The 20445-nt window shown below is 68.4% G+C and carries 19 protein-coding genes and 1 tRNA gene; 12 read left to right on the top strand and 8 right to left on the bottom strand.

From position 1 onward, the window contains the following. Window positions 1-7: 7 nt before the first annotated feature. The 6 genes from EDF31_RS01555 to EDF31_RS01535 all read left to right on the top strand — a co-directional run bounded on the left by EDF31_RS01555 (window position 8) and on the right by EDF31_RS01535 (window position 6164). On the top strand, window positions 8-1765 hold the full coding sequence (locus tag EDF31_RS01555) for a PH domain-containing protein (protein WP_131844944.1): 1758 nt from the start codon (window positions 8-10) through the stop codon (window positions 1763-1765). Continuing rightward, entirely contained in the window at window positions 1762-2454 is a 693-nt protein-coding gene (locus EDF31_RS01550) for a Rossmann-like and DUF2520 domain-containing protein (RefSeq protein WP_165901298.1), read from the top strand. The genes EDF31_RS01555 and EDF31_RS01550 overlap by 4 nt, the downstream gene beginning before the upstream one ends. Window positions 2455-2671: 217 nt before the next feature. Then, a complete protein-coding gene (gene lysS, locus EDF31_RS01545; protein WP_131844942.1) occupies window positions 2672-4198 on the top strand; it encodes a lysine--tRNA ligase in 1527 nt (508 codons plus the stop codon). A 29-nt stretch (window positions 4199-4227) separates the two neighbouring features. Further along, a complete protein-coding gene (locus tag EDF31_RS01540) occupies window positions 4228-4431 on the top strand; it encodes a hypothetical protein (RefSeq protein WP_111086942.1) in 204 nt (67 codons plus the stop codon). 163 nt (window positions 4432-4594) lie between these two features. Then, on the top strand, window positions 4595-4726 hold the full coding sequence (locus tag EDF31_RS20460; protein WP_258373406.1) for a hypothetical protein: 132 nt from the start codon (window positions 4595-4597) through the stop codon (window positions 4724-4726). Between the two features lie 379 nt (window positions 4727-5105). Further along, a complete protein-coding gene (locus EDF31_RS01535) occupies window positions 5106-6164 on the top strand; it encodes a sigma-70 family RNA polymerase sigma factor (RefSeq protein WP_131844941.1) in 1059 nt (352 codons plus the stop codon). 150 nt (window positions 6165-6314) lie between these two features. Here the strand turns inward: EDF31_RS01535 and EDF31_RS01530 are convergent, their stop codons facing one another. Further along, window positions 6315-7247, bottom strand: coding sequence for an NAD(+)/NADH kinase (locus tag EDF31_RS01530; RefSeq protein WP_131844940.1), 933 nt, complete (start codon window positions 7245-7247; stop codon window positions 6315-6317). A gap of 70 nt (window positions 7248-7317) precedes the next feature. Between EDF31_RS01530 and EDF31_RS01525 the strand changes: the two genes are divergently transcribed. Together EDF31_RS01525 and EDF31_RS01520 are read left to right on the top strand one after the other, a co-directional pair. Continuing rightward, the gene (locus EDF31_RS01525) at window positions 7318-7794 is read left to right on the top strand and encodes a Clp protease N-terminal domain-containing protein (RefSeq protein WP_165901297.1); all 477 of its coding nucleotides are present in this window, start codon (window positions 7318-7320) and stop codon (window positions 7792-7794) included. A 222-nt stretch (window positions 7795-8016) separates the two neighbouring features. Continuing rightward, a complete protein-coding gene (locus tag EDF31_RS01520) occupies window positions 8017-10536 on the top strand; it encodes an ATP-dependent Clp protease ATP-binding subunit (RefSeq protein WP_123294552.1) in 2520 nt (839 codons plus the stop codon). A gap of 85 nt (window positions 10537-10621) precedes the next feature. Here EDF31_RS01520 and EDF31_RS01515 read toward each other — a convergent pair whose 3' ends face one another. After that, the gene (locus tag EDF31_RS01515) at window positions 10622-11074 is read right to left on the bottom strand and encodes an SRPBCC family protein (RefSeq protein ID WP_123294553.1); all 453 of its coding nucleotides are present in this window, start codon (window positions 11072-11074) and stop codon (window positions 10622-10624) included. 98 nt (window positions 11075-11172) lie between these two features. On the opposite strand from EDF31_RS01515, the gene EDF31_RS01510 reads away from it, so the two are divergent. Both EDF31_RS01510 and EDF31_RS01505 read left to right on the top strand, forming a co-directional pair. Further along, the gene (locus EDF31_RS01510; protein ID WP_173170102.1) at window positions 11173-11715 is read left to right on the top strand and encodes an amino-acid N-acetyltransferase; all 543 of its coding nucleotides are present in this window, start codon (window positions 11173-11175) and stop codon (window positions 11713-11715) included. 64 nt (window positions 11716-11779) lie between these two features. Beyond that, on the top strand, window positions 11780-12448 hold the full coding sequence (locus EDF31_RS01505; RefSeq protein WP_131844938.1) for a hypothetical protein: 669 nt from the start codon (window positions 11780-11782) through the stop codon (window positions 12446-12448). A gap of 82 nt (window positions 12449-12530) precedes the next feature. On the opposite strand, the gene EDF31_RS01500 is transcribed toward EDF31_RS01505, so the two are convergent. Beyond that, entirely contained in the window at window positions 12531-13262 is a 732-nt protein-coding gene (locus tag EDF31_RS01500) for a DUF3800 domain-containing protein (RefSeq protein WP_131844937.1), read from the bottom strand. Window positions 13263-13336: 74 nt separating this feature from the next. Continuing rightward, on the bottom strand, window positions 13337-13546 hold the full coding sequence (locus EDF31_RS01495; RefSeq protein ID WP_017887662.1) for a cold-shock protein: 210 nt from the start codon (window positions 13544-13546) through the stop codon (window positions 13337-13339). A 281-nt stretch (window positions 13547-13827) separates the two neighbouring features. Here EDF31_RS01495 and EDF31_RS01490 point away from each other — a divergent pair, with 281 nt between their 5' ends. Further along, window positions 13828-14211 carry an SseB family protein gene (locus EDF31_RS01490; RefSeq protein WP_131844936.1) on the top strand — a complete coding sequence of 128 codons (384 nt, stop codon included), beginning with the start codon at window positions 13828-13830 and terminating at the stop codon, window positions 14209-14211. Between the two features lie 4 nt (window positions 14212-14215). On the opposite strand, the gene radA is transcribed toward EDF31_RS01490, so the two are convergent. Further along, the gene (gene radA / locus EDF31_RS01485) at window positions 14216-15577 is read right to left on the bottom strand and encodes a DNA repair protein RadA (RefSeq protein WP_243649798.1); all 1362 of its coding nucleotides are present in this window, start codon (window positions 15575-15577) and stop codon (window positions 14216-14218) included. Window positions 15578-15587: 10 nt separating this feature from the next. Beyond that, window positions 15588-16553 carry an SGNH/GDSL hydrolase family protein gene (locus EDF31_RS01480; RefSeq protein WP_165901296.1) on the bottom strand — a complete coding sequence of 322 codons (966 nt, stop codon included), beginning with the start codon at window positions 16551-16553 and terminating at the stop codon, window positions 15588-15590. Between the two features lie 143 nt (window positions 16554-16696). On the opposite strand from EDF31_RS01480, the gene EDF31_RS01475 reads away from it, so the two are divergent. Beyond that, a tRNA-Ser gene (locus tag EDF31_RS01475) sits at window positions 16697-16786 on the top strand. A gap of 290 nt (window positions 16787-17076) precedes the next feature. Here the strand turns inward: EDF31_RS01475 and EDF31_RS01470 are convergent. After that, the gene (locus EDF31_RS01470) at window positions 17077-19023 is read right to left on the bottom strand and encodes a hypothetical protein (RefSeq protein ID WP_131844933.1); all 1947 of its coding nucleotides are present in this window, start codon (window positions 19021-19023) and stop codon (window positions 17077-17079) included. Continuing rightward, window positions 19020-20216: a hypothetical protein gene (locus EDF31_RS01465; RefSeq protein ID WP_131844932.1), complete on the bottom strand. Its 1197-nt coding sequence runs from the start codon at window positions 20214-20216 to the stop codon at window positions 19020-19022. The genes EDF31_RS01470 and EDF31_RS01465 overlap by 4 nt, the downstream gene beginning before the upstream one ends. Window positions 20217-20445: the final 229 nt, after the last annotated feature.

Genomic DNA, 20445 nt, shown 5'->3' with positions numbered 1-20445 from the left:
GGTCGCGGTGACCTTCCGACCCGGCCCGCCGCCGCCCGCTCCGCCCACGCGCGGGAACGCCGCTGCCGCAGCGCCCCTGACCGACGGCGAGTGGCACCGCCTGCACCCGCTGACCCCGCTGCTCAAGGGCGGGATCTTCCTGATCGTCATCCTCGGCTACGTGCTGAACAGCCTGCGCGACCAGCTCGTCGAGTTCTTCATCCCCGGCGGCGAGCAGCAGGACGGCGACCCCGTCCGCTACGTCTACGAGCACGGCGTCGTCGGCTGGGTGCTGCTCGGCGTCGCGGTGTTCCTGCTCGTGCTGATCGGGCTCTTCTACCTGTCCTGGCGGATGCACGAGTTCCGGGTCACCGGCGAGATCGTCGAGGTCCGCTCGGGCGTGCTGTTCCGGAACCACCGCAAGGCCCGGCTCGACCGGATCCAGGGCATCAACATCTCGCGTCCGCTCATCCCGCGGGTGTTCGGCACGGCGAAGCTCGAGATCGCCCAGGCCGGCAACGACGCCAACGTGCAGCTCGCGTACCTCGGGGTGAAGGCCGCCGACGACCTGCGGCTGCGCATCCTCGTGCTCGCCTCGGGTGCGAAGGACGATGACCGTGGCAGTGGTCCGGCGCGCGCGTCGAACGGTGTGCTGCAGGACCGCGTCGACGAGATGTTCTCGCCCGAGCTCGACCCCGCCGCGGTGCAGGCCACCCGGATCGTCAAGGTGAAGCCCGGTCGGCTGATCGCGTCGATGCTGCTCTCCGGCACCACCGTCTTCATCCTGCTGGCCGTGGCAGCGATGATCGTCAGCGTCGCGCTCACCGGCGAGTACGGGATCCTGTTCGGCCTGTTCCCCGCCGTGATCGGTGCGGGCAGCTACTACGTCCGCAAGTTCTCGCGGTCGCTGCAGTACACGATCGCCGAGACCCGCGACGGCATCCGGATCGGGTTCGGGCTCGTCTCGACCTCGAACGAGACGCTGCCCCCGGGCCGCATCCACGCCGTCAGCGTCGCGCAGCCGCTGCTCTGGCGCCCGTTCGGTTGGTGGGACGTCCGGATCAACCGTGCGACGAACGCGGGCAACGGGGCGTCGAGCAACCAGCAGGCCTCCGCCATCGTGCTGCCCGTCGGCACCGCGGCCGACGTCCGCGAGGTCCTCGACATCATCCTGCCCGGCCTGGTCGGCACTGCCGTCGCCGGCCCCGAGGCGTCGCAGGAGGCCCTGCGGGAAGGCTCCGCCGAGGCCGTCAGCGTCGTCGACGACAGCCTCACCACGAGCGGCGACGAAGGTGGTTTCGTGCACTCCCCGCGCCGCGGCGCCTGGCTCCGGCCGTTCGCGTTCCGACGCAACGGGTACCGGTTCGTGCAGGGCGCGGTGCTGCTCCGGCTCGGCGCCGTCTGGCGGTCGCTCGTCATCGTGCCGCTGCCCCGGGTGCAGAGCGTCAAGGTCGAGCAGGGTCCGCTCGAGCGTGCCCTGCGGCTCGCCGCCGTCCACGTGCACACCGTCGCCGGGCCGGTCTCGGCCCGCGTCGGTGCGCTCGACGCACGGGACGCGCAGCGTCTGTGGTCCGAGACCACCCAGCGCGCCGTCGAGGCCGCTGCGGTCGACACGTCCCACCGGTGGCGCGAACGGGAGGCCCGTCCCGCGTCCGCCAGGCACGCTGCGGACGTGCCGTGGCCCGGGACCGGAGCCCCTGCCGGACCCGACGCCGACCACCGGCCCGGCACCGTGCCTCCCGGCCCGGGGTGGAGCGACGTCCCGCCCACCGGGGCCGTCCGATGAGGGCCGGGCGCCTCGGCGTCGGCGTCGTCGGGGCCGGACGGGTCGGACCCGTGCTCGGCGCCGCACTCGCGAACGCGGAGCACGCGGTCGTCGGCGTGACCGCCGTGTCCGCCGAGAGCCGTGACCGCGCCGAGGCGATGCTGCCCGGCGCTCCCGTGCTCGCGACGCCGGACCTGGTCGAGCGGAGCGAACTCGTGCTGCTCGCCGTGCCGGACGACCAGCTGGCCTCACTCGTGCAGGGCCTGGCGGACGCCGGCATCTGGCAGCCCGGACAGCTCGTCGTGCACACCAGCCCGGACCACGGCGTCGGCATCCTCGCTCCCGCGATGGCGGCCGGTGCGATCCCGCTCGCCATCCACCCCGCAATGGCGTTCACCGGCACCAGCGTCGACCTGTCGCGGCTCCGTGACGCCTACTGCGCGGTCACCGCTCCCTCGCCCGTGCTGCCGATCGCGCAGGCCCTGGTGGTCGAGATGGGCGCGGAGCCGTTCGTCATCGCCGAGGCGGACCGGCCCGCGTACGCCGACGCCGTGCGTGCCGCCGTGAGCTTCTCGACCGCGATCGTGGACCAGTCGGCGGGCACGCTCTCCGGCATCGGTGTGGACCACCCCGGCCGGGTGCTCGGTGCGCTCGTCCGCTCCGCCGTCGACAACGCACTGACGGCCGCCGACGGGCAGTCCACGCTGTAGGGGCATGGCGGTCGGTCACGACTCCCCGCTCAGTTCCGCCGAGTGGTCACGAGCCGTCGGCCCGCCGCCGTCCGGCCGACGGAACGTGACCGGTCGGCGCCGCGCCGGCGGGGAGTCGCGACCAGTCGAGGGGACCCGTCCGGGCACGGTTCGGGGGCGGGCTCGCGGCGCGGGTAGCATTTCCCCCGACCCCCACGACCATCGGAGCCGCACCCGCATGACCGACGAGACCGCCACCACCGACACCGCGATCGCCGACGCCGCCGCACTGGCCGAGCAGGAGACCAGCGAGCAGCGACAGGTCCGGCTCGACAAGCGCGCGAAGCTGCTCGAGTCCGGCATCGAGGCGTACCCCGCCGAGCTCCCGATCACGACGACGATCCCGGCGGTCCGCGACCAGTACGCGCACCTCGAGACCGGCGAGGAGACGCAGGACGTCGTCGGTGTCGCCGGCCGCATCGTGTTCTCGCGCAACACCGGCAAGCTCTGCTTCGCGTCGCTGCAGTCCGGCGACGGGTCCCGCATCCAGGCGATGGTGTCCCTGGCCGAGGTCGGAGACGAGTCCCTCGCACGCTGGAAGGAGTTCGTCGACCTCGGCGACCACGTGTTCGTGCACGGCCGTGTGATCTCCTCGCGCCGCGGTGAGCTGTCGATCATGGTCGACGAGTGGGCGATCGCGGCGAAGGCGATCCTGCCGCTGCCGAACCTGCACAACGAGCTGAACGAGGAGACGCGGGTCCGCCAGCGCTACCTCGACCTCATCGTCCGCGACGAAGCACGCGCCACCGTCCGCGCGCGTGCCGCCGTGATGTCCTCGCTCCGCCAGACCTTCACCGAGCACGAGTACCTCGAGGTCGAGACGCCGATGCTGCAGACCCAGCACGGTGGCGCCTCGGCCCGTCCGTTCGTGACCCACTCGAACGCCTTCGACACCGAGCTCTTCCTGCGCATCGCGCCCGAGCTCTTCCTGAAGCGCGCGGTCGTCGGCGGCATCGACCGGGTGTTCGAGATCAACCGGAACTTCCGCAACGAGGGTGCCGACTCGTCGCACTCGCCCGAGTTCGCGATGGTCGAGGCATACCAGGCGTACGGCAACTACGAGCAGATGGCCGACCTGACGCAGGAGCTCGTGCAGCGCGCTGCGCGGGCCGTGACCGGTGGCTCGCTCGAGGTCACCCTGCCCGACGGCAGCACGTACGACCTCGGCGGCGAGTGGCCGCGCATCGACATGTACGGCTCGCTGTCCGAGGCAGCCGGTCGCGAGATCACCCCGGAGACCCCGCTGTCCGAGCTGCAGGAGCTCGCCGCTGCCGAGGGCATCGAGGTCGCGCACGCCACCCACGGCAAGTACGTCGAAGAGCTCTGGGAGCACTTCGTGATCGACTCGCTCGACCGCCCGACGTTCGTGATGAACTTCCCGGTCGACACCTCGCCGCTCACCCGCGAGCACCGCACCCGACCGGGCATCGTCGAGAAGTGGGACCTGTACGTCCGCGGCTTCGAGCTCGCGACGGCGTACTCCGAGCTCGTCGACCCGGTCGTGCAGCGGGAGCGCTTCGTCGAGCAGGCGAAGCTCGCAGCCGGCGGCGACCCCGAGGCGATGCGCGTCGACGAGGAGTTCCTGCGGGCCCTCGAGCACGCCATGCCGCCGTCGGGTGGCATGGGCATGGGCGTCGACCGCCTGCTCATGGCGATCACCGGCCTCGGCATCCGCGAGACGATCCTGTTCCCTCTGGTCAAGTAAGTCCCGGTTCCCCGGGGTACGATGCTCCGGTGCCGCATGGAGTCGTGACCGGGATCATCTTCGCCCTGACGCCGACCATCGTCGTCGGCCTCATCTTCTGGTTCGTGATGCGCGCCATCATGCGGGCCGACCGCACCGAGCGTGCCGCGTACGCCAAGGTCGAGGCCGAGGAGCGTGCCCGGTTCGAGCGGGAGCACGGCGTCCCCGCGCCGGCACCGGCCTCGGCCGAGTAGCGCCGCCCGACCCAGTCCTGTCCGAAGGCCGTCGCCCCATCGTGGGCGGCGGCCTTCGACGTCTGTGCCCCTCCAACGTCCGCGCCCCCTCGACGGCTGTGCGCCCTCGACCGGTCACGCACCGTTCACCTCGCCGTCGCGCGCCGGGGTGAGCATCGTCCGCATGGCAACCACACACCCCTTCACGGGTCGCAGCCTCGTCGGTGACATCGAGAGCGAGTACGACGAGTTCGACCGAGACGCCGACCTCGAGGCGTCCAAGCGCCGGGACGGGTGGCTCGAACCCTCCTGGTGACCCCCACCCACTCGGTTTTCGGGGTACGACCACCGGATCGCATCGATCCGGCCGGACGTACCCCTTTTGCATGTCCGGAAGGCGCGGCGGTGCGGGGTACAGGTTCGGAAATGCGTGAGAAACACTCCTGCAACGCCGGAAACATCACGTCATACCCTTGATCCGCGGCAGTTCGGGGGACCACACTGGCAGCATCGCTGTACCCCACGGGGGACGGTTTCGATGACGAAGCACGGAGAAGCCTGAGAATCATTCCGATCGGTTTGTGGGGTACACCTCCGGACCGCTTTACTCGTGAACACCCCAAGCAGCACCCAGAAGCACCACCCCCCAGCACCACCGCACGAAGCCATCACCGCCGAACGCAGGGAGCAACACCATGACGATCGCACCGGCTGCACCGAGCACCACCCGCCGCGCCACCACGAAGAACGCAGCGGCATCGAAGACCCAGGCCGCCGAGTCCGCGACGACCTCCCTCGACACCGAGGTCGAGGCCGACGAGCAGCTCGCCGGCGTCCGCGGTGCCTCCGTCGACCAGGTCGGCGACTACCTGCGCCACATCGGGCGCCTGTCGCTCCTCACCGCCGAGGAAGAAGCGCAGATCGCCCGTCGCATCGAGGTCGGCCTGTTCGCGGAGGAGAAGCTCGCGACCGAGAAGGGCCTCGCGAAGACCCTGCAGCGCGAACTCCGCTGGCTCGTCCGCGACGGTGAGCGCGCCAAGGAGCGCATGATCACCTCGAACCTCCGTCTGGTCGTCAGCATCGCGAAGCGCTACTCGCAGCGGGGCCTGCCGTTCATGGACGTCATCCAGGAGGGCAACCTCGGCCTGGTCCGTGCGGTCGAGAAGTTCGACTTCACGCAGGGCTACAAGTTCTCGACCTACGCCACCTGGTGGATCCGCCAGGCGATCTCGCGTGGTCTCGCCGACAAGGCCCGCACGATCCGCATCCCGGTCCACACCGTCGAGCTGATCAACAAGATCTCCCGCACCGAGCGCGACCTGACCGTCGACCTCGGCCGTGCGCCGATGCCCGACGAGGTCGCCGCCGAGCTGAGCATGTCGGTCGAAGAGCTCGTCGACCTCAAGGGCCGTTCGCACGAGCCGGTCTCGATCCACACCGTGGTCGGCGACTCCGATGACAGCGAACTCGGTGACTTCATCGAGGACGAGGACGCTGCGTCCCCGAACGAGCTCACCGAGACCACGCTCCTGCACCGCGACATCCGTTCGATCGTCGCCGAGCTGCCGAGCGAGGAAGCCAACGTGATCCGTATGCGCTACGGCCTCGACGACGACAAGCCGATGACGCTCGACGAGATCTCGAAGATCGTGCACACGACCCGCCAGGCCGTCAGCCGGGTGGAGTCGCGCGCCAAGCTGCGCCTGTTCGCCAAGGCGGTCTCGCAGGACATGCAGCTGTACCTGACCGACTGAGGTCAGCAGGCTTCGGCCGGCGCTCGCGTCGGCAGGGGAACCCGGGTCGGTCTGTGGGAAGACGATCCGGTGGGGTGATGGGAAGGCCCGCTCGAGCACTGCTCGAGCGGGCCATTCACGTTCGTGGGCGCCTGATGCCTGCCCGGATCGCTACTGGTCGAGTTCGCGCCCGAGCTTCTGCCGCAGGTCGCTCGGGATCAGCTCGATGAGCTGGTCGGGTCGTACCGGCAGGTCGAGCAGGCTCAGCTTCACCCGACCGGTGCGTCCGTGCCGTTCGGCGTCGAGTCGCACGACGCTGCCGGCGTCCTTGCGGAGTCGGACGTCGATCTGCGCTCCGGTGGCGACCTCGCCGACGACGAGGCCGTCGACCTCGAGCGCGGCGCTCCTGGTGCCCTCGGCGATGTCGAACCGGTAGCGCTCGCGGGCGGCGAGCACCACGGCGCGGTCGATGCCCGCCATCGGGGCGACGGGGGTGACGACGGACCCGGAGAGTGCGGGGGAGAGCACCGGGCCACCCGCGGCGTAGTTGTACGCGGTGGAGCCGGCCGGGGTCGCGGCGACGATGGCGTCGGCGCGGTAGTAGCCGTAGCCGAGCCCGCCGACACTGAGGTCCGCCGACACCTGGCCGGAACCGGGGCGCCGCACGATCGTCAGGTCGTTGAACGCCAGGTAGTCGGTGCGTGCGCCACTCCAGGACAGCCGGGCCTCGAGCGCGTGGTGCGGCTCGAGCTGGTACTCGCCGGCCGACAGCCGGTCGAGCGCTGCCTCGAGTTCGGGCGGCTCGATCTCCACCAGGAACCCGACGTTGCCGTAGTTCACGCCGAGCACGGGGACCGGGCGCTTCGCCACGAGTCGCATGGCGCCGAGCATGGTGCCGTCGCCGCCGAGGGCCACGACGAGGTCGACCCGTGCGGTGAAGTCGTCGTCCTCCACCGCGGTGATGCCGCCGCCGATCCGCTGTGCGTCGGCGCGACGGGCGACGAGCTCGCCCAGGCCGGATGCATTCCAGCGCTGCAGGGTCGTGACGGACTCCTGCACGTTCTTGGTCGGGTGGACGACGAGGCCGACGACGGGCTGATCCATGACCGGATGGTACCGAGCCGCGCTGAACCGAGGGCTGTTCAATTGTCTTTGCATGCGATATTCTGAATACATGCAGATCGCTCAGCTGTCCGTCGCCCTCCCCACCGTCCGGCAGGGCCGCGAGATCGTGCTGCTCGCCGATCTCGAGTCCCACGAGACGGGCTTCGGCTTCGTCGATGCGGAGCACCTCCTGCTCGCAGCAGTCACCCTCTGCGGCGGGATGCCCCGGTTCCGCCCGGTCCTCGAGGCGCACGGGGTCAGCCCGGAAGCCGTCCGGTCCGAGATCAGCGTCTTCGTCGGTGCGCGGGCCGCGTGCCCTGACGAGCACGACCGGCTCGCCTGCACCCCGGCGGCCGCCCGGGTCCTCGCACGAGCAGCCGCCCTCGCCGGTCCGGCCGAGCGCGTCCGCCCGGTGCACGTCGTGCTGGCCGTCCTCGACGGCGTCGACGACCCGTTCATGGGCTCGGCACACGACGTCCTCGACGCCCTGAACGTCGAGCCGCGCCGCTTCCGGCGTGCCCTGCGCCGGGCAGCGCGCCGCGCCTGAGACGCGATGAGATGACGGACGGGAGGCCCGTGGCGGACGCCGCCACGGGCCTCCCGTCATCTGTTCCGTTCGCTCACTGCGCACATCGCGCAGTGAGGTCACGCCCACGGCGAACAGGGGCAGCCCGCACGGGGAGCGCTGGTTACTCTCGGAGTACGTGACCGGACTCAGACGAGACCGGACCAGCTGTCGGCTCCGTCAGAAAGGGCCAAGGGAGAGCACATGTTCGAGAGATTCACCGACCGAGCCCGTCGGGTTGTCGTCCTCGCTCAAGAAGAAGCGAAGATGCTCAACCACAACTACATCGGCACCGAGCACATCCTCCTCGGCCTGATCCACGAGGGCGAGGGCGTTGCTGCCAAGGCGCTGGAGTCGCTCGGCATCTCGCTCGACGCCGTCCGTGAGCAGGTCCAGGACATCATCGGCCAGGGCCAGCAGCAGCCGACCGGGCACATCCCGTTCACGCCGCGTGCCAAGAAGGTGCTCGAGCTGTCCCTGCGCGAAGCGCTGCAGCTCGGCCACAACTACATCGGTACCGAGCACATCCTGCTCGGCCTGATCCGCGAGGGCGAGGGCGTCGCAGCCCAGGTGCTCGTGAAGCTCGGCGCCGACCTCAACCGGGTCCGCCAGCAGGTCATCCAGCTCCTGTCCGGCTACCAGGGCAAGGAAGCGGTCGCCGTCGGCGGCGAGCAGCAGCAGAACGCGCAGCAGGGTTCGCAGGTCCTCGACCAGTTCGGTCGCAACCTCACCCAGGCCGCGCGCGACGGCAAGCTCGACCCTGTCATCGGGCGCGAGAAGGAGATGGAGCGGGTCATGCAGATCCTCTCCCGCCGCTCCAAGAACAACCCCGTCCTGATCGGTGAGCCCGGCGTCGGCAAGACCGCCGTCGTCGAGGGCCTCGCCCAGGCGATCGTCAAGGGCGACGTGCCCGAGACGCTCAAGGACAAGCAGCTCTACTCGCTCGACCTCGGCTCGCTCATCGCCGGGTCCCGCTACCGCGGTGACTTCGAGGAGCGCCTGAAGAAGGTCACGAAGGAGATCCGCACCCGCGGCGACATCATCGTCTTCATCGACGAGATCCACACGCTCGTCGGTGCCGGTGCTGCCGAAGGTGCGATCGACGCTGCATCGATCCTCAAGCCCCTCCTCGCCCGCGGTGAGCTCCAGACCATCGGTGCCACCACGCTCGACGAGTACCGCAAGCACTTCGAGAAGGACGCAGCACTCGAGCGTCGCTTCCAGTCGGTGCAGGTCAACGAGCCGTCGCTGCCGCACACGATCAACATCCTCAAGGGTCTGCGCGACAAGTACGAGGCGTTCCACAAGGTGTCCATCACCGACGGTGCGATCGTCTCGGCCGCCAACCTGGCGGACCGCTACGTGCAGGACCGCTTCCTGCCGGACAAGGCCATCGACCTGATCGATGAGGCCGGCGCACGCCTGCGCCTCTCGATCCTGTCGGCGCCCCCGGAGCTCCGCGAGTTCGACGAAAAGATCTCGACGGTCCGTGGGTCGAAGGAAGCCGCCATCGAGGAGCAGGACTTCGAGAAGGCAGCCAGCCTGCGCGACGAGGAGAAGAAGCTCCTGGGTGAGCGTCTCCGCCTCGAGAAGCAGTGGCGTGCCGGTGACGTCGCTGCGTCCGGCACCGTCGACGAGGGCATCATCGCCGAGGTCCTGGCGCAGGCCACGGGCATCCCGGTCTTCAAGCTCACCGAAGAGGAGACCTCGCGTCTCGTCTTCATGGAGAAGGCACTGCACCAGCGGGTCATCGGTCAGGAAGAAGCCATCTCGGCCCTGTCCAAGACCATCCGCCGGACCCGTGCCGGTCTGAAGGACCCGAACCGCCCCTCGGGCTCGTTCATCTTCGCCGGGCCCACGGGCGTCGGCAAGACCGAGCTCGCCAAGGCACTCGCCGAGTTCCTGTTCGACGACGAAGGCGCACTGATCTCCCTCGACATGTCGGAGTTCGGTGAGAAGCACACCGTCTCGCGTCTGTTCGGTGCCCCTCCCGGGTTCGTCGGGTTCGAAGAGGGCGGCCAGCTCACCGAGAAGGTGCGCCGCAAGCCGTTCTCCGTGGTCCTGTTCGACGAGATCGAGAAGGCCCACCCGGACATCTTCAACTCGCTGCTGCAGGTGCTCGAGGAAGGCCGTCTCACCGACGGTCAGGGCCGCGTGGTCGACTTCAAGAACACCGTCATCATCATGACCACGAACCTCGGTTCGCAGGGCATCGCCGGTGGCCCGGTGGGCTTCCAGGTCGAGGGTGACTCGGCCGTCGGCTACGACCGCATGCGCGGCAAGGTCAACGAAGAGCTCAAGAAGCACTTCAAGCCGGAGTTCCTGAACCGCGTCGACGACACGATCGTGTTCCCGCAGCTGTCGCAGCCCGAGCTGCTGCAGATCGTGGACCTGTTCGTGAAGCGTCTGGCGGACCGTCTGCTCGACCGCGACATGACGGTGGAGCTCACCCTCCCCGCCAAGGAGCAGCTCATCAAGGTCGGGTTCGACCCGTCCCTCGGCGCACGCCCGCTCCGTCGCGCGATGCAGCACGAGGTCGAGGACCAGCTGTCCGAGCACATCCTGCAGGGTGAGCTCACCGCCGGTGACCACGTGAAGGTCGACTTCGTCGACGGTGCGTTCCACTTCGAGACCGGGCGTCAGCCGGGCCGCGAAGAGGTCCTCGCCGGCGCAGCCGCGGTCGAGACCGCGACCGACGCGCCCCAGGGTGAGATCGAGTCCTAGGACCCGACACCAGACAGACGGGAGGCCCGGTGCCAGCTGGCACCGGGCCTCCCGTCTGTCCGTGTGCGGACGTATCAGGCCGTGATCACGCCTGCACGTCGCCGCGCCAGCCCGTATCGGTCGGAGCCGACTCGACGCGCTCCTTGTAGTTCTGCAGGTCCTTCTTGATGGCGTGGCCACCGACGCCGACCGCAGCGCCGAGCTTCTCGAGGAAGCCGGACGGCTCCCAGTCGATCTGCGCGGTCACGCGCGTCTCGTCGTCGGAGAGCTTGTGGAAGGTGACGACGCCGGCGTGGTCGGTCTCGCCGTCCTTGACGGTCCAGGCGACACGCTCGTCGGGGTGCTGCTCGGTGATGACGGCGCGGAACTCGCGCTCCTGGCCGGCGACCTTCACGGTCCAGTCGGTGGTCTTGTCGTCGACCTGGACGATCTTCTCGACCTCGTCGAGGAAGTGCGGGAACTCCTCGAAGCGGGTCCACTGACCGTACGCTGCGGAGACGGGGACGTTGACGTCGACGGTTTCGATGATCTGAGGCATGGTGTGGACGGTAGGCGGCCGCGCCTGGGCGCAGTACAGCGGGATGTCCCCCGGAGCGGTCGGCTGCCGCTCGTCCACGCCCGGCTATGGTTGTCGGGATGACAGAGCACGGGAAGCACGCGTTCCACGAACGTGACGAGCACGGGATCCTGGTGCGTCCGGCACTCGCCTCGGACGTCCCGCACATCCAGCGGCTCATCGCCCCCTACGTCGACCGGCGCATCCTGCTCGGCAAGGAGAACGTCGCGCTCTACGGCTCGATCCAGCAGTTCCGGATCGCCGAGGGCCCCGACGGTGTGCCGATCGGCTGTGGTGCCCTCGCCGTCTTCTGGGACGACATCGCCGAGGTGCGCACGCTCGCCCTCGACGCCGACTGGATCCACAAGCGCGTCGGACACCGGATGCTCGAGGCGCTCGAACACGACGGCCGTGAACTCGGCGTCGCGCGGATCTTCTGCCTGACGTTCGAGGTCGACTTCTTCGCGAAGCACGGGTACCTGGAGATCGGCGAGCAGGTCGTCGAACCGGCGGTCTACGCCGAGCTGGTCCGCTCGTCGGACGAAGGGGTCGCGGAGTTCCTCGACCTCGCCCGGGTCAAGCCGAACACCCTCGGCAACACCCGCATGCTGAAGATCCTCTGACGCTTTCGCGCGGCACCCGGCGGGGGTCCCGCACCGGGCATCCGCGGTTGTCTACCCTGTGCGCATGTCGTCGTTGCGTCACCCCGTCGGGCCCGAGAAGCCGGTCGTGTACTGGCGCCGTCGTGCAGCCGTGCTCGGCGCACTCGTGATCATCGTCGTGGTGATCGTGCTCATCGTCGTCGGACGGGGGAGCGCGTCGACCCCGACGGCAGTCCCCACGTCCTCGCCGTCCGCTTCGGCTTCGGCTTCGGCCGGTGGTGCGTCGTCCGCTGCCCCGTCCCGTTCGGCGTCGGCATCTGCGTCGGCGTCCGGGTCGGGCGCTGCCGACGGGTCGACGTGCAGCAAGGACCAGGTCGTCTTGACGCCCGTGCTCGACAAGGAGGCGTACGGCCCCACCGAGGACCCGAAGATCGCCATGTCGATCAAGAACACCGGCACGAACTCGTGCCACCTCGACCTCGGGTCAGCGCAGCAGGTGCTGACGATCAGCTCCGGCGAGGAGCAGTACTGGTCGTCGAAGGACTGCCAGACCGGTGGCACGAACCAGGACGTCACGATCAAGTCCGGGCAGACCCTGACCACGCCCGCGATCGCTTGGGACCGCACCCGGTCGTCCACCACGACGTGCGATGCGTCCCGCCCGGCGGTGTCGGCCGACGGGGCCAGCTACCACCTGCAGGTCGCGGTGGGGAACCTCGAGTCGAAGGCCTCGGTGCAGTTCATCCTGCAGTAGCCCGGGCTGGTAGCCTCGATGCAAGTGGATTGGGAATGCCCGATCGGCGTCGAACCCCCGGAAACCCCGGGGGTTCTCGCTTTCACGGGTACACCTTCAGGCCCCAGCCCTTCACCGAACCAGACGGCGACTTCGGCATGCGCTCGAGGATCCGGTCCCACGCGCGGTTGGGCTGCTCGGGCTTGAGGAGATGTGTGCCGATCGGACGAGCGACGAGATCGGCGATCTGGAGCCCGGCGCTGTTCGTCTGCTTGCTCGCGATCTTGAAACGGAAGGTCTCGGCCATCCCACGCATCTTCGTGGTGCTCATGATTCGGTCGAACTCGGCCTCCAGCTCCCTGTCCTCGGAGCGGCCCCGGCTCTCGAAGACCACGAACGTCTCGCACCGGGACGCTCCTCGATCCTGGAGCTGCAAGAAGACCCGTTCGAGCCCGAACTCGAGCGCGACGTGGCACGGACTCGTGTCCTCCCCGACCCGGCGGACGAACTCGTGCTTCCGGATGGCGGATGCAACCACCCCGAAGCGCTCATCGAACACGGCGTCGACTCTTGCCATGAAGTCGCTGCGGACGGAGGCGTTCAGGAGGATGTCGAACGGCGGAGCTGACTGACGCATCTCCCGCTCGTGGAGGATGACCATGTCGTGGTTGAAGAAATCGAACTTGAGGCGTTGGACGAGCGGAACGATCCGGTCGACGTAGACGTCGACGGGGAAGATGCAGAACGCGAGCACGAACATCGGGTAGTCCGGATTGATGCGCGTGAGACTGTGATCTCCGCTTTCGTCGACGTAGACGATGTATCCACTGCGCACCGGTCCAACACATCAGTGGACAGCAAACGGCCCCGCCATCCAGAGGACGACGGGGCCGTTCGAAGCTGATGTGATCAGCCGAGGACGGTGATGTTCTCCGCCTGCGGGCCCTTGCGGCCCTCGGTGATGTCGAACTCCACCTTCTGGTTCTCCTCCAGCGACTTGTAGCCGTTGCCGGCGATCGCGGAGAAGTGCGCGAAGACGTCAGCGCTTCCGTCGTCCGGGGCGATGAAGCCGAAGCCCTTTTCGTTGTTGAACCACTTGACGGTACCGGTAGATGCCATGATGGCGTTTCCTTAGCTTTCTTGCGTTCCGCCATGGTGCGATCGCACCTGCGGAGCCCCGACGTACGTCGACGGGGGTGATGCGCCACGCGGGCAGGTGCCGGCGGGACGGGTTCGGGGTCAGGCCTGATGGCCAGTGACCCTGGTAGTCCGAGTTGAGGGGCAAACCACCTCGCCCGAACGTTGAGCGCCGCCGAAGCGGTTCCACCAGGCTAGCGTGCTCAGGGCCGACTGGCTACCCGTGCGTCACTGAACGACGAAAATCTGGTGGAATTGCTCAGATGGCAGACAAGGAACAGCGCTTCCGGAGCGAACAGCTCGAGGAAGCCCTCGCGAAGCAGGACGTCGCTGCGGTGGCGTTCGCGCTGCGCAACGACATCGTGATCGTCCCCCGGCTCGTGACCGGCAAGAAGGACATGCAGGTGCGGGTGTTCGGGCGCGAAGGCTCCGAGAAGCGCATCCTGCTGCTGTTCTCGTCGGCCGACGCCTACACGGCGATGGTGCCGGACGAGAAGATCCGGCAGGTCATGGTCTACGACGGGCCTCGGCTCGAGGAGTTCCTGGCCGCCCACCTCGACATGCTCGAGGGCGTGTTCTTCGACATCGCCGGGCCGAACACCATGCAGGCGAGTCCGGAGGACCTGCTGGCCGCATTGCGCGCTTAGTCGATCAGAACGCGCGGTCGAGCTCGCGCTCGCGAGCTGACTGCGTCATCGAGAACGCCACACGCAGTGCTTCGCGCAGATGCCCGGAGTCGGCGCCGAGAACGGTGGTGAAGCCGAGTCGGCTCGCTTCGTTCACCCGTTGCTTGGTCCCCGTGGCCGGACGGATCTCGCCCGCCAGACTGATCTCGCCCACGGCCGCGAGCGTGTGCGGGTACGGGCGGTCCCGTGCTGCACTCGCCAGCGCAAGAGCGATCGCCAGGTCGGCTCCGGGTTCGGTGAGCTTCATCCCGCCCACCGTCGAGACGTAGACGTCGGCATCGGAGAGCTTGAGGCCGGCTCGGCGTTCGAGCACCGCGAGCAGCATCGCCACGCGTGAGGCATCGACGCCGTTCACGACCCGGCGGGGCTGCGGTGCCGAGCTCGGGACGATGAGCGCCTGGACCTCGACCGGGAGCGCCCGACGCCCCTCGAGCGCGACGGTCACGCACGTGCCGGAGACCGGAGTCGCGTTCTTCGACATGAAGAGGCCGCTGGGGTCGTGGACCTCGTGGATGCCGTCGCCACCCATGTCGAAGCACCCGACCTCGTCCGTGGGGCCGAAGCGGTTCTTCAGTGCCCGGACGAAGCGGAGCGCGGTCTGCCGGTCGCCCTCGAAGTGGCAGACGACGTCGACCAGGTGCTCGAGCAGGCGTGGCCCGGCGATCGTGCCGTCCTTGGTGACGTGGCCGACGATCAGGACGGGGAGGGCGCGGTCCTTCGCGATGCGGATCAGGGTCGAGGCGACCTCGCGCACCTGGGACGTCCCACCCGCGATGCCGTCGATCGAGCTCGACGAGATGGTCTGCACGGAGTCGGCGATGAGCAGGTCCGGCTTGACCTGGTCGATCTGGCCGATGATGACGCCGAGGTCGACCTCGCTCGCCAGGTAGAGGTCGTCGTGCATCGCCCCGGTGCGCTCGGCGCGGAGCCGGACCTGGTCGACGGATTCTTCCGCGCTGACGTAGAGGACGCGCTTGCCGGAAGCTGCCGCCCGTGAAGCGACCTCGAGCAGGAGCGTGGACTTGCCGACGCCGGGTTCGCCGGACAGCAGCACCGCAGCGCCGGGGACGACCCCGCCGCCGAGCACGCGGTCGAACTCGCCGATGCCGGTCTGCCACCGCTGCACCGTCGTGCCGCGGGCTTCGGTGATGGGGCGCGCCGCTCGAGCACCGGTGACGGCGACGGCCGCGGTGCCCCTGGTGCTCGCCGAGACCGCCGAGGAGTCCTCGACCGTGCCCCAGGTCTGACATTCGCCGCACCGGCCGACCCACTTGACACTAGTCCAGCCGCACTCGGTGCATCGGTAAAGGGACTGCGGGCGCGCCATGTCGTCGAGGCTAGGCCGTGCCGCCGACATCACCGGAGCGGTGCACCGGCTCGTCGGGCAGGGCGATCGAACCCGTCATCCGGTTGCGGATCCGTTCGACGGGACTCGGTCGGTTGGCGTGGTCGAGTGCCTCGGCGCCGTCGGTGTCCTGCTCGGCCCGGGCGTTCGCGACGGCGCCGGCCTCTCGCCCGAGGTTCTCCGCCTCGCGCGCGGACAGGTAGTGTCGGATCGCGGCGACGGTGTCGACCCGGGCGTCGACCGCGGGCTCGAACGCGCTCGCCCAGACCTCGTACCCCCGGTCGTTCGGGTGGAACAGGTCGCCGTAGCTGTTGAAGAACGTGCGGCGGACCCCGACCCGCTTCGTGATGGTGTGCAGCGGCGCCACGGTCAGCCCGAACTCCGCGGCCACACGGTGCACGATCTCGTTCGCCACCGCCACCTTGCGCTCACGGTCCGGCACGAACATGCACGGCAGCTCGGCCACCACGGCGTGCGACGGCACTGCGCCGTAGATCGCCCGGATGTTCCGCTCGAACTTGTCCGGGTCGAAGTCCGCGATGTCATTCGCCCCGATCGACACCGTGCAGATGTCGGGCGTGTACTGCCGGAGCTTCGGCAACTGGTCGCGTTTGGCGCCCCACGTCGTCGACCCCGAGACACTGAGGTTCACGACGCGCACCGACTCGTGGGAACGGTGCCGGATCCGCCGCGCCAGCAGCCCCACGTACCCGCGGGACGGGACCGTCGCACCGACGCCCTGCGCCGCGGAGTCGCCGATCGCCACGTAGAGCAGCCGTCCGTCGTGCTGCTGTCGCTCGTGCCACCAGTCCGCGTGGATCGGCAGCATGTCGACCACCCGTTGCGCAGCCGCCCGTTGGCCCTTGACGCCGGCCCGGGCCCCGACGGCAGCGGCGCCGAGGACACCGGCCCCACCGAGGACGGACGTCAGGAGTGCGATGAGCGTGCGGGTCTTCATGTCGTGGACGGTACGCCCGCAGGCCGAGTCGACGACGTGGGCGGCCTGTGGGTGTGGGAAGAGCCGTGGGGGCGACCGCCTGTGGAGGGTGAGCCGACGTCGGGTGGCGTGACGGGCCTCCCGGATCGTGTAAACTCTTTCCCGGTACCGTGTCCGAGCGGCCGAAGGATCATGTCTCGAAAACATGTGTGGGGGCAACTCCACCGTGGGTTCAAATCCCACCGGTACCGCCACAGGGTTGATTGCAGGTCTGGTCTCCAGCATTTGCAGGTCTGACCCAACAGAAGAGCCCCCGGCTTCGGCCGGGGGCTCTTCTGGTTCTTGGGGGCTGTTCTATGCCCTGTTTCGGCGTTCGCTGAGGGCTCTGCGGACGTCTGCGCTCTCTTCGAAGCGTCTGCCGCTTGTTTTCCGCCGCGCCGAAGCACCCCGGACGCTCTGCGCCTGTTTTCGGGCGCGTTGGAGCGTCGGGGTGTGAGGGTCTTCGTGTCTGGTTCTGCCGGCGGTGCCGGTACGGGTCAGCCCGCTAAGCGGGCACGGGCGGTAGTTCTAATGGTTCCCAGGGCACCAGTTTCCGGGGTGGAGGGTTCCGCATGTAGCGCGTTTCGCCGTTCCGGTCGCGGGCACGCTTGAGGTACTCATCGGGCTGCTTTCGCGGCTGGGGTGCGCGGCCAGCGGCGGCTCGACGTTCCAATTCGTAGACGTCGTGTTCGAACTGGATGATGCGTCGCATGTTCGATGCGACGGCGAAGAGAGCGAGGGCGAATTGCTGCGCGGCGAGACCGTGCATGGGTCGGGCCATCGTGTTCTCGAGGTTGTGGTCCTTCTGGAGTAGGTCGTTGGAGGACTCGCTGCTGTTCCGGTCCGCGCGGTATGTGTCGAACCATTCCTTACTGCCGTAGCGAAGCTTCTGCCGCTGCTGCACGTGTGTGGTCGGCTTCACGGATACCGACTTCTGGCAGCAGACTTTGTAGTTCTTCTGCCGGTCGGTGATGTTCGCCGGCTGGATGCGAACGCGGTCGGCTTCCTCTTCGGGGACGGCGTTCTTCTGCAGTTCGCGGAGCGGGCAAGACGCTGTCGGGGAAGGGCCGGACGCGGGGCAGCTGAGGCGGAGCGGGCCGTTAGCTTTCTGCTCGTGAAGGATGAGTTCGTACTTCTCGAGCTTCTTCCGCGCCTTCCAGTACTCCTCGTTGGTGAGCTTGCCCTGCTCCCAGCGCTTCGTCGACTCGAGCAGTTCGATGGGGGTGGAGGGGCAGTAGTAGCGGCCTTCGACCATGACGGAGTTGCCGATGGCGCCGTTGGTGATGCCCTTCTGCCGGTCGACGTAATCCTTGACCACGGGGATGCCACGCGCGATGAGCTGCTCGTGGAACTCGTCTTTCAGCTGTGAGTAGCCGCGGTCAAAGCTCAACCGGGTCAGTTCGTAGCCGCGAGCTTGCAGCGAGTCGAGCAGGGAGATGGCGTGACCGCCAATGCGCTTGTTCGGAGTGCCGAGGCTGATAGCTCGGATGAGCTGCGGCGCGTGCTGCTTCTTATCTGCTGTGGGGTCTTCGAGCACATCGATGATGATGTTCGCCATGTAGGCCAGCTCCCACTTGATGCGGGAGATGCGGTCTTCTTCGTCGGCGTTGCGCTTCTTCGCGCCCTTCTTCTTCGTTACCCAGTCCGCCTCCATCGCGCGGACGCGACGCGCCTCTGGCCGATCCGACGTCTGGTCGAGAGCGTTTTTTTGCGGGATTTCCTTGCCGGTCTTCGGGTCTCGCTTCCACCTAGCCATGACCGCTCCGGCCTTCACGCCGCTCTGGTCGATGGTCATGGAAGTCTTCTTCCGCCGGTACTTCCGGGCCTGCTGCTGCAGGGACATCTCGACGAGCGCGTTCATGAACCACTCGGCGCGGGCGTTCAGCTCGGCGATGAACTCATGGTCGACGGCGGCCTCCCAAGCGATGAGGTCCTCGTACGGCATCGCCTTCCACTGGTTTCGTTTCGCGCCGTCGTTGGTGATGTACGGGTCGAAGGTTGCGATGACGCGGTGGATGGCGCGGTGGGCGATGAAGTACCAGTTGGTGAACGGGCTGTCGTAGAGATGACCGATGCCGAGCACTTCCCGGGCTTCGGGCGTGAGCCGATGCTGAAGCGCCCGCGCCATATCCCGCACGCGAACGGACGAGTGTTCGATGACGAGGATGAGCGCGATGGTGAGGATGACGGCGTCGTTGATGGCCGGAGCGGGTCCACCATTGCGCTTCCCGGCGCGTTCGCGGTTCCGTCGACGCCACACTCCAAGCGGCGGCAATACCTGGGACTGGATGACACGGTCGAGCCATGCTTGAGCGAGTTCGGCGTCGATGGGTGTCATCGGACCAGGGCCGGCCGCGACCTCCGCCTCCGTCAGGCCGCCCTCCCCAACCGTCCGCAAAACGTCAAACGTCGCGGCAACTGTGTTGTCCCACGTGTTTGCCAGGGCGGTCATCGCTTCCCGCCTCGAGCGGAACTGCGGGCTTCGGCGAGAAGTGCTGCACGGAGCGCCTCGAAGTTCAACGACGCCGCGTCGGTCGGGCTCTTGGTAACCGCAGCGGTGAGGTCCTCTGACGCTGCCGGGAGGTTGGGGCTGCTGGGCGGGAGGGCCTCGTACCGGGACTTCTTCCGCGGTCGCTTGGGCGTCCAATCAACCTCGAGCGTTTCGATACGTCGCGGCGAGCGCTCCTCCCCGTTGGAGGGCTCGCGAGCACCGTCGACGTGGGGTTCGGACGCAGCAATGCGCTTGAACGGAACCGCGGGGGCGCCTGCGGGAAAGGCGGTGCTATCCGTCGAGACCGCCTGCTCGACACGCTTGAACGGAACCGCGGGGGTGCCCGCGGGGAAGGCGGTGCTGTCTGTCGTGAGCGTCTGCTCGTTGCGCGTGGCCGACATGGGCCGACGCTCGTAGTTGGCGCCCCGGGCTCGGTCACGTGGGCGGGGTCGACCTTCGACGCGCTGTGCGTCGCCGAGCTTCTCGTTTTCGGGGCCGACGTGGTCGCGTAGCTGTGCTGAAGCGGCTTCCCGAGCACGACTGCCGTCCACGCCGGTGGTCTCGGACGTGGCTGCGACGCCGACGGCGGGGTTCCCGAGCGCGTCACGGAGCTTCACTGTGGCCGACGCGACATCGTCGCGCAGCTTCCCGTATGCGGCTCGCCAGGTGTCATCCCCGTAGGCGCTGAAGTTGTCGCCGGTGCTTTCCATGCTCGCTCCGTATGCGGCGGGATTGCGGAGCGCGGACTCCCACATCTCGTACTGCAGCGAGGCGTTGGGAAGGTAGCGACGGAGCGTGGTGACGTCGGGCATACCCGCGGCCTCCATCACGATGCTGGCAGGCAGCGTACGGAGCTGACGGAGCATCCACGTGTCGCGCAGCCACTGCGGGTTCGGCGCCGGGTGCGCTCCGCGGTAGAGAAGCTTGAGCGAGCCGGCGCGGGACTCCGCGCTGGAACCGTCTGGGAACAGCACGAATCGTGCACCGTCGGAGCGAGTGCCCGGTGTGTCGAGGTACCGGGCGAAGTCCGACAGCACCGGTACGACACGGGCGTTGCGCCCGCTGACACGGATGGAGTATCCGCCGGCGTCGGTGAGGACGTCTGCTTCTCGGACGGCGAGAGCTTCCTTGGTCCACAGGCCGGCTCCGCCCATGAGCGCGAGGACGGTGCGGGCCTGCTGTCGACGCTCTGCGGTGCGGTGCGCGCCAGCCCAGCTCTCGAGGTCGGCGAGTTCTGCGGCGGCGTACTCGTGGACCGGAAGTCCGCTACTCGGTTCCAGTCCGCGGGCAGGACGTTGACGGGACGGTGCGATTTTCGCGTTGGAGGGCCAGTGCTGCCTGCAACCGCTCGCCGCCGAGTACCTGGTGCCATGGCTACAGAAG

It is taken from the genome of Curtobacterium sp. PhB142 (assembly GCF_004341255.1).
Taxonomy (GTDB): domain Bacteria; phylum Actinomycetota; class Actinomycetes; order Actinomycetales; family Microbacteriaceae; genus Curtobacterium.
The sequence above is the reverse complement of the archived record's forward strand: the minus strand, read 5'-3'. Positions and strand labels throughout refer to the sequence as shown.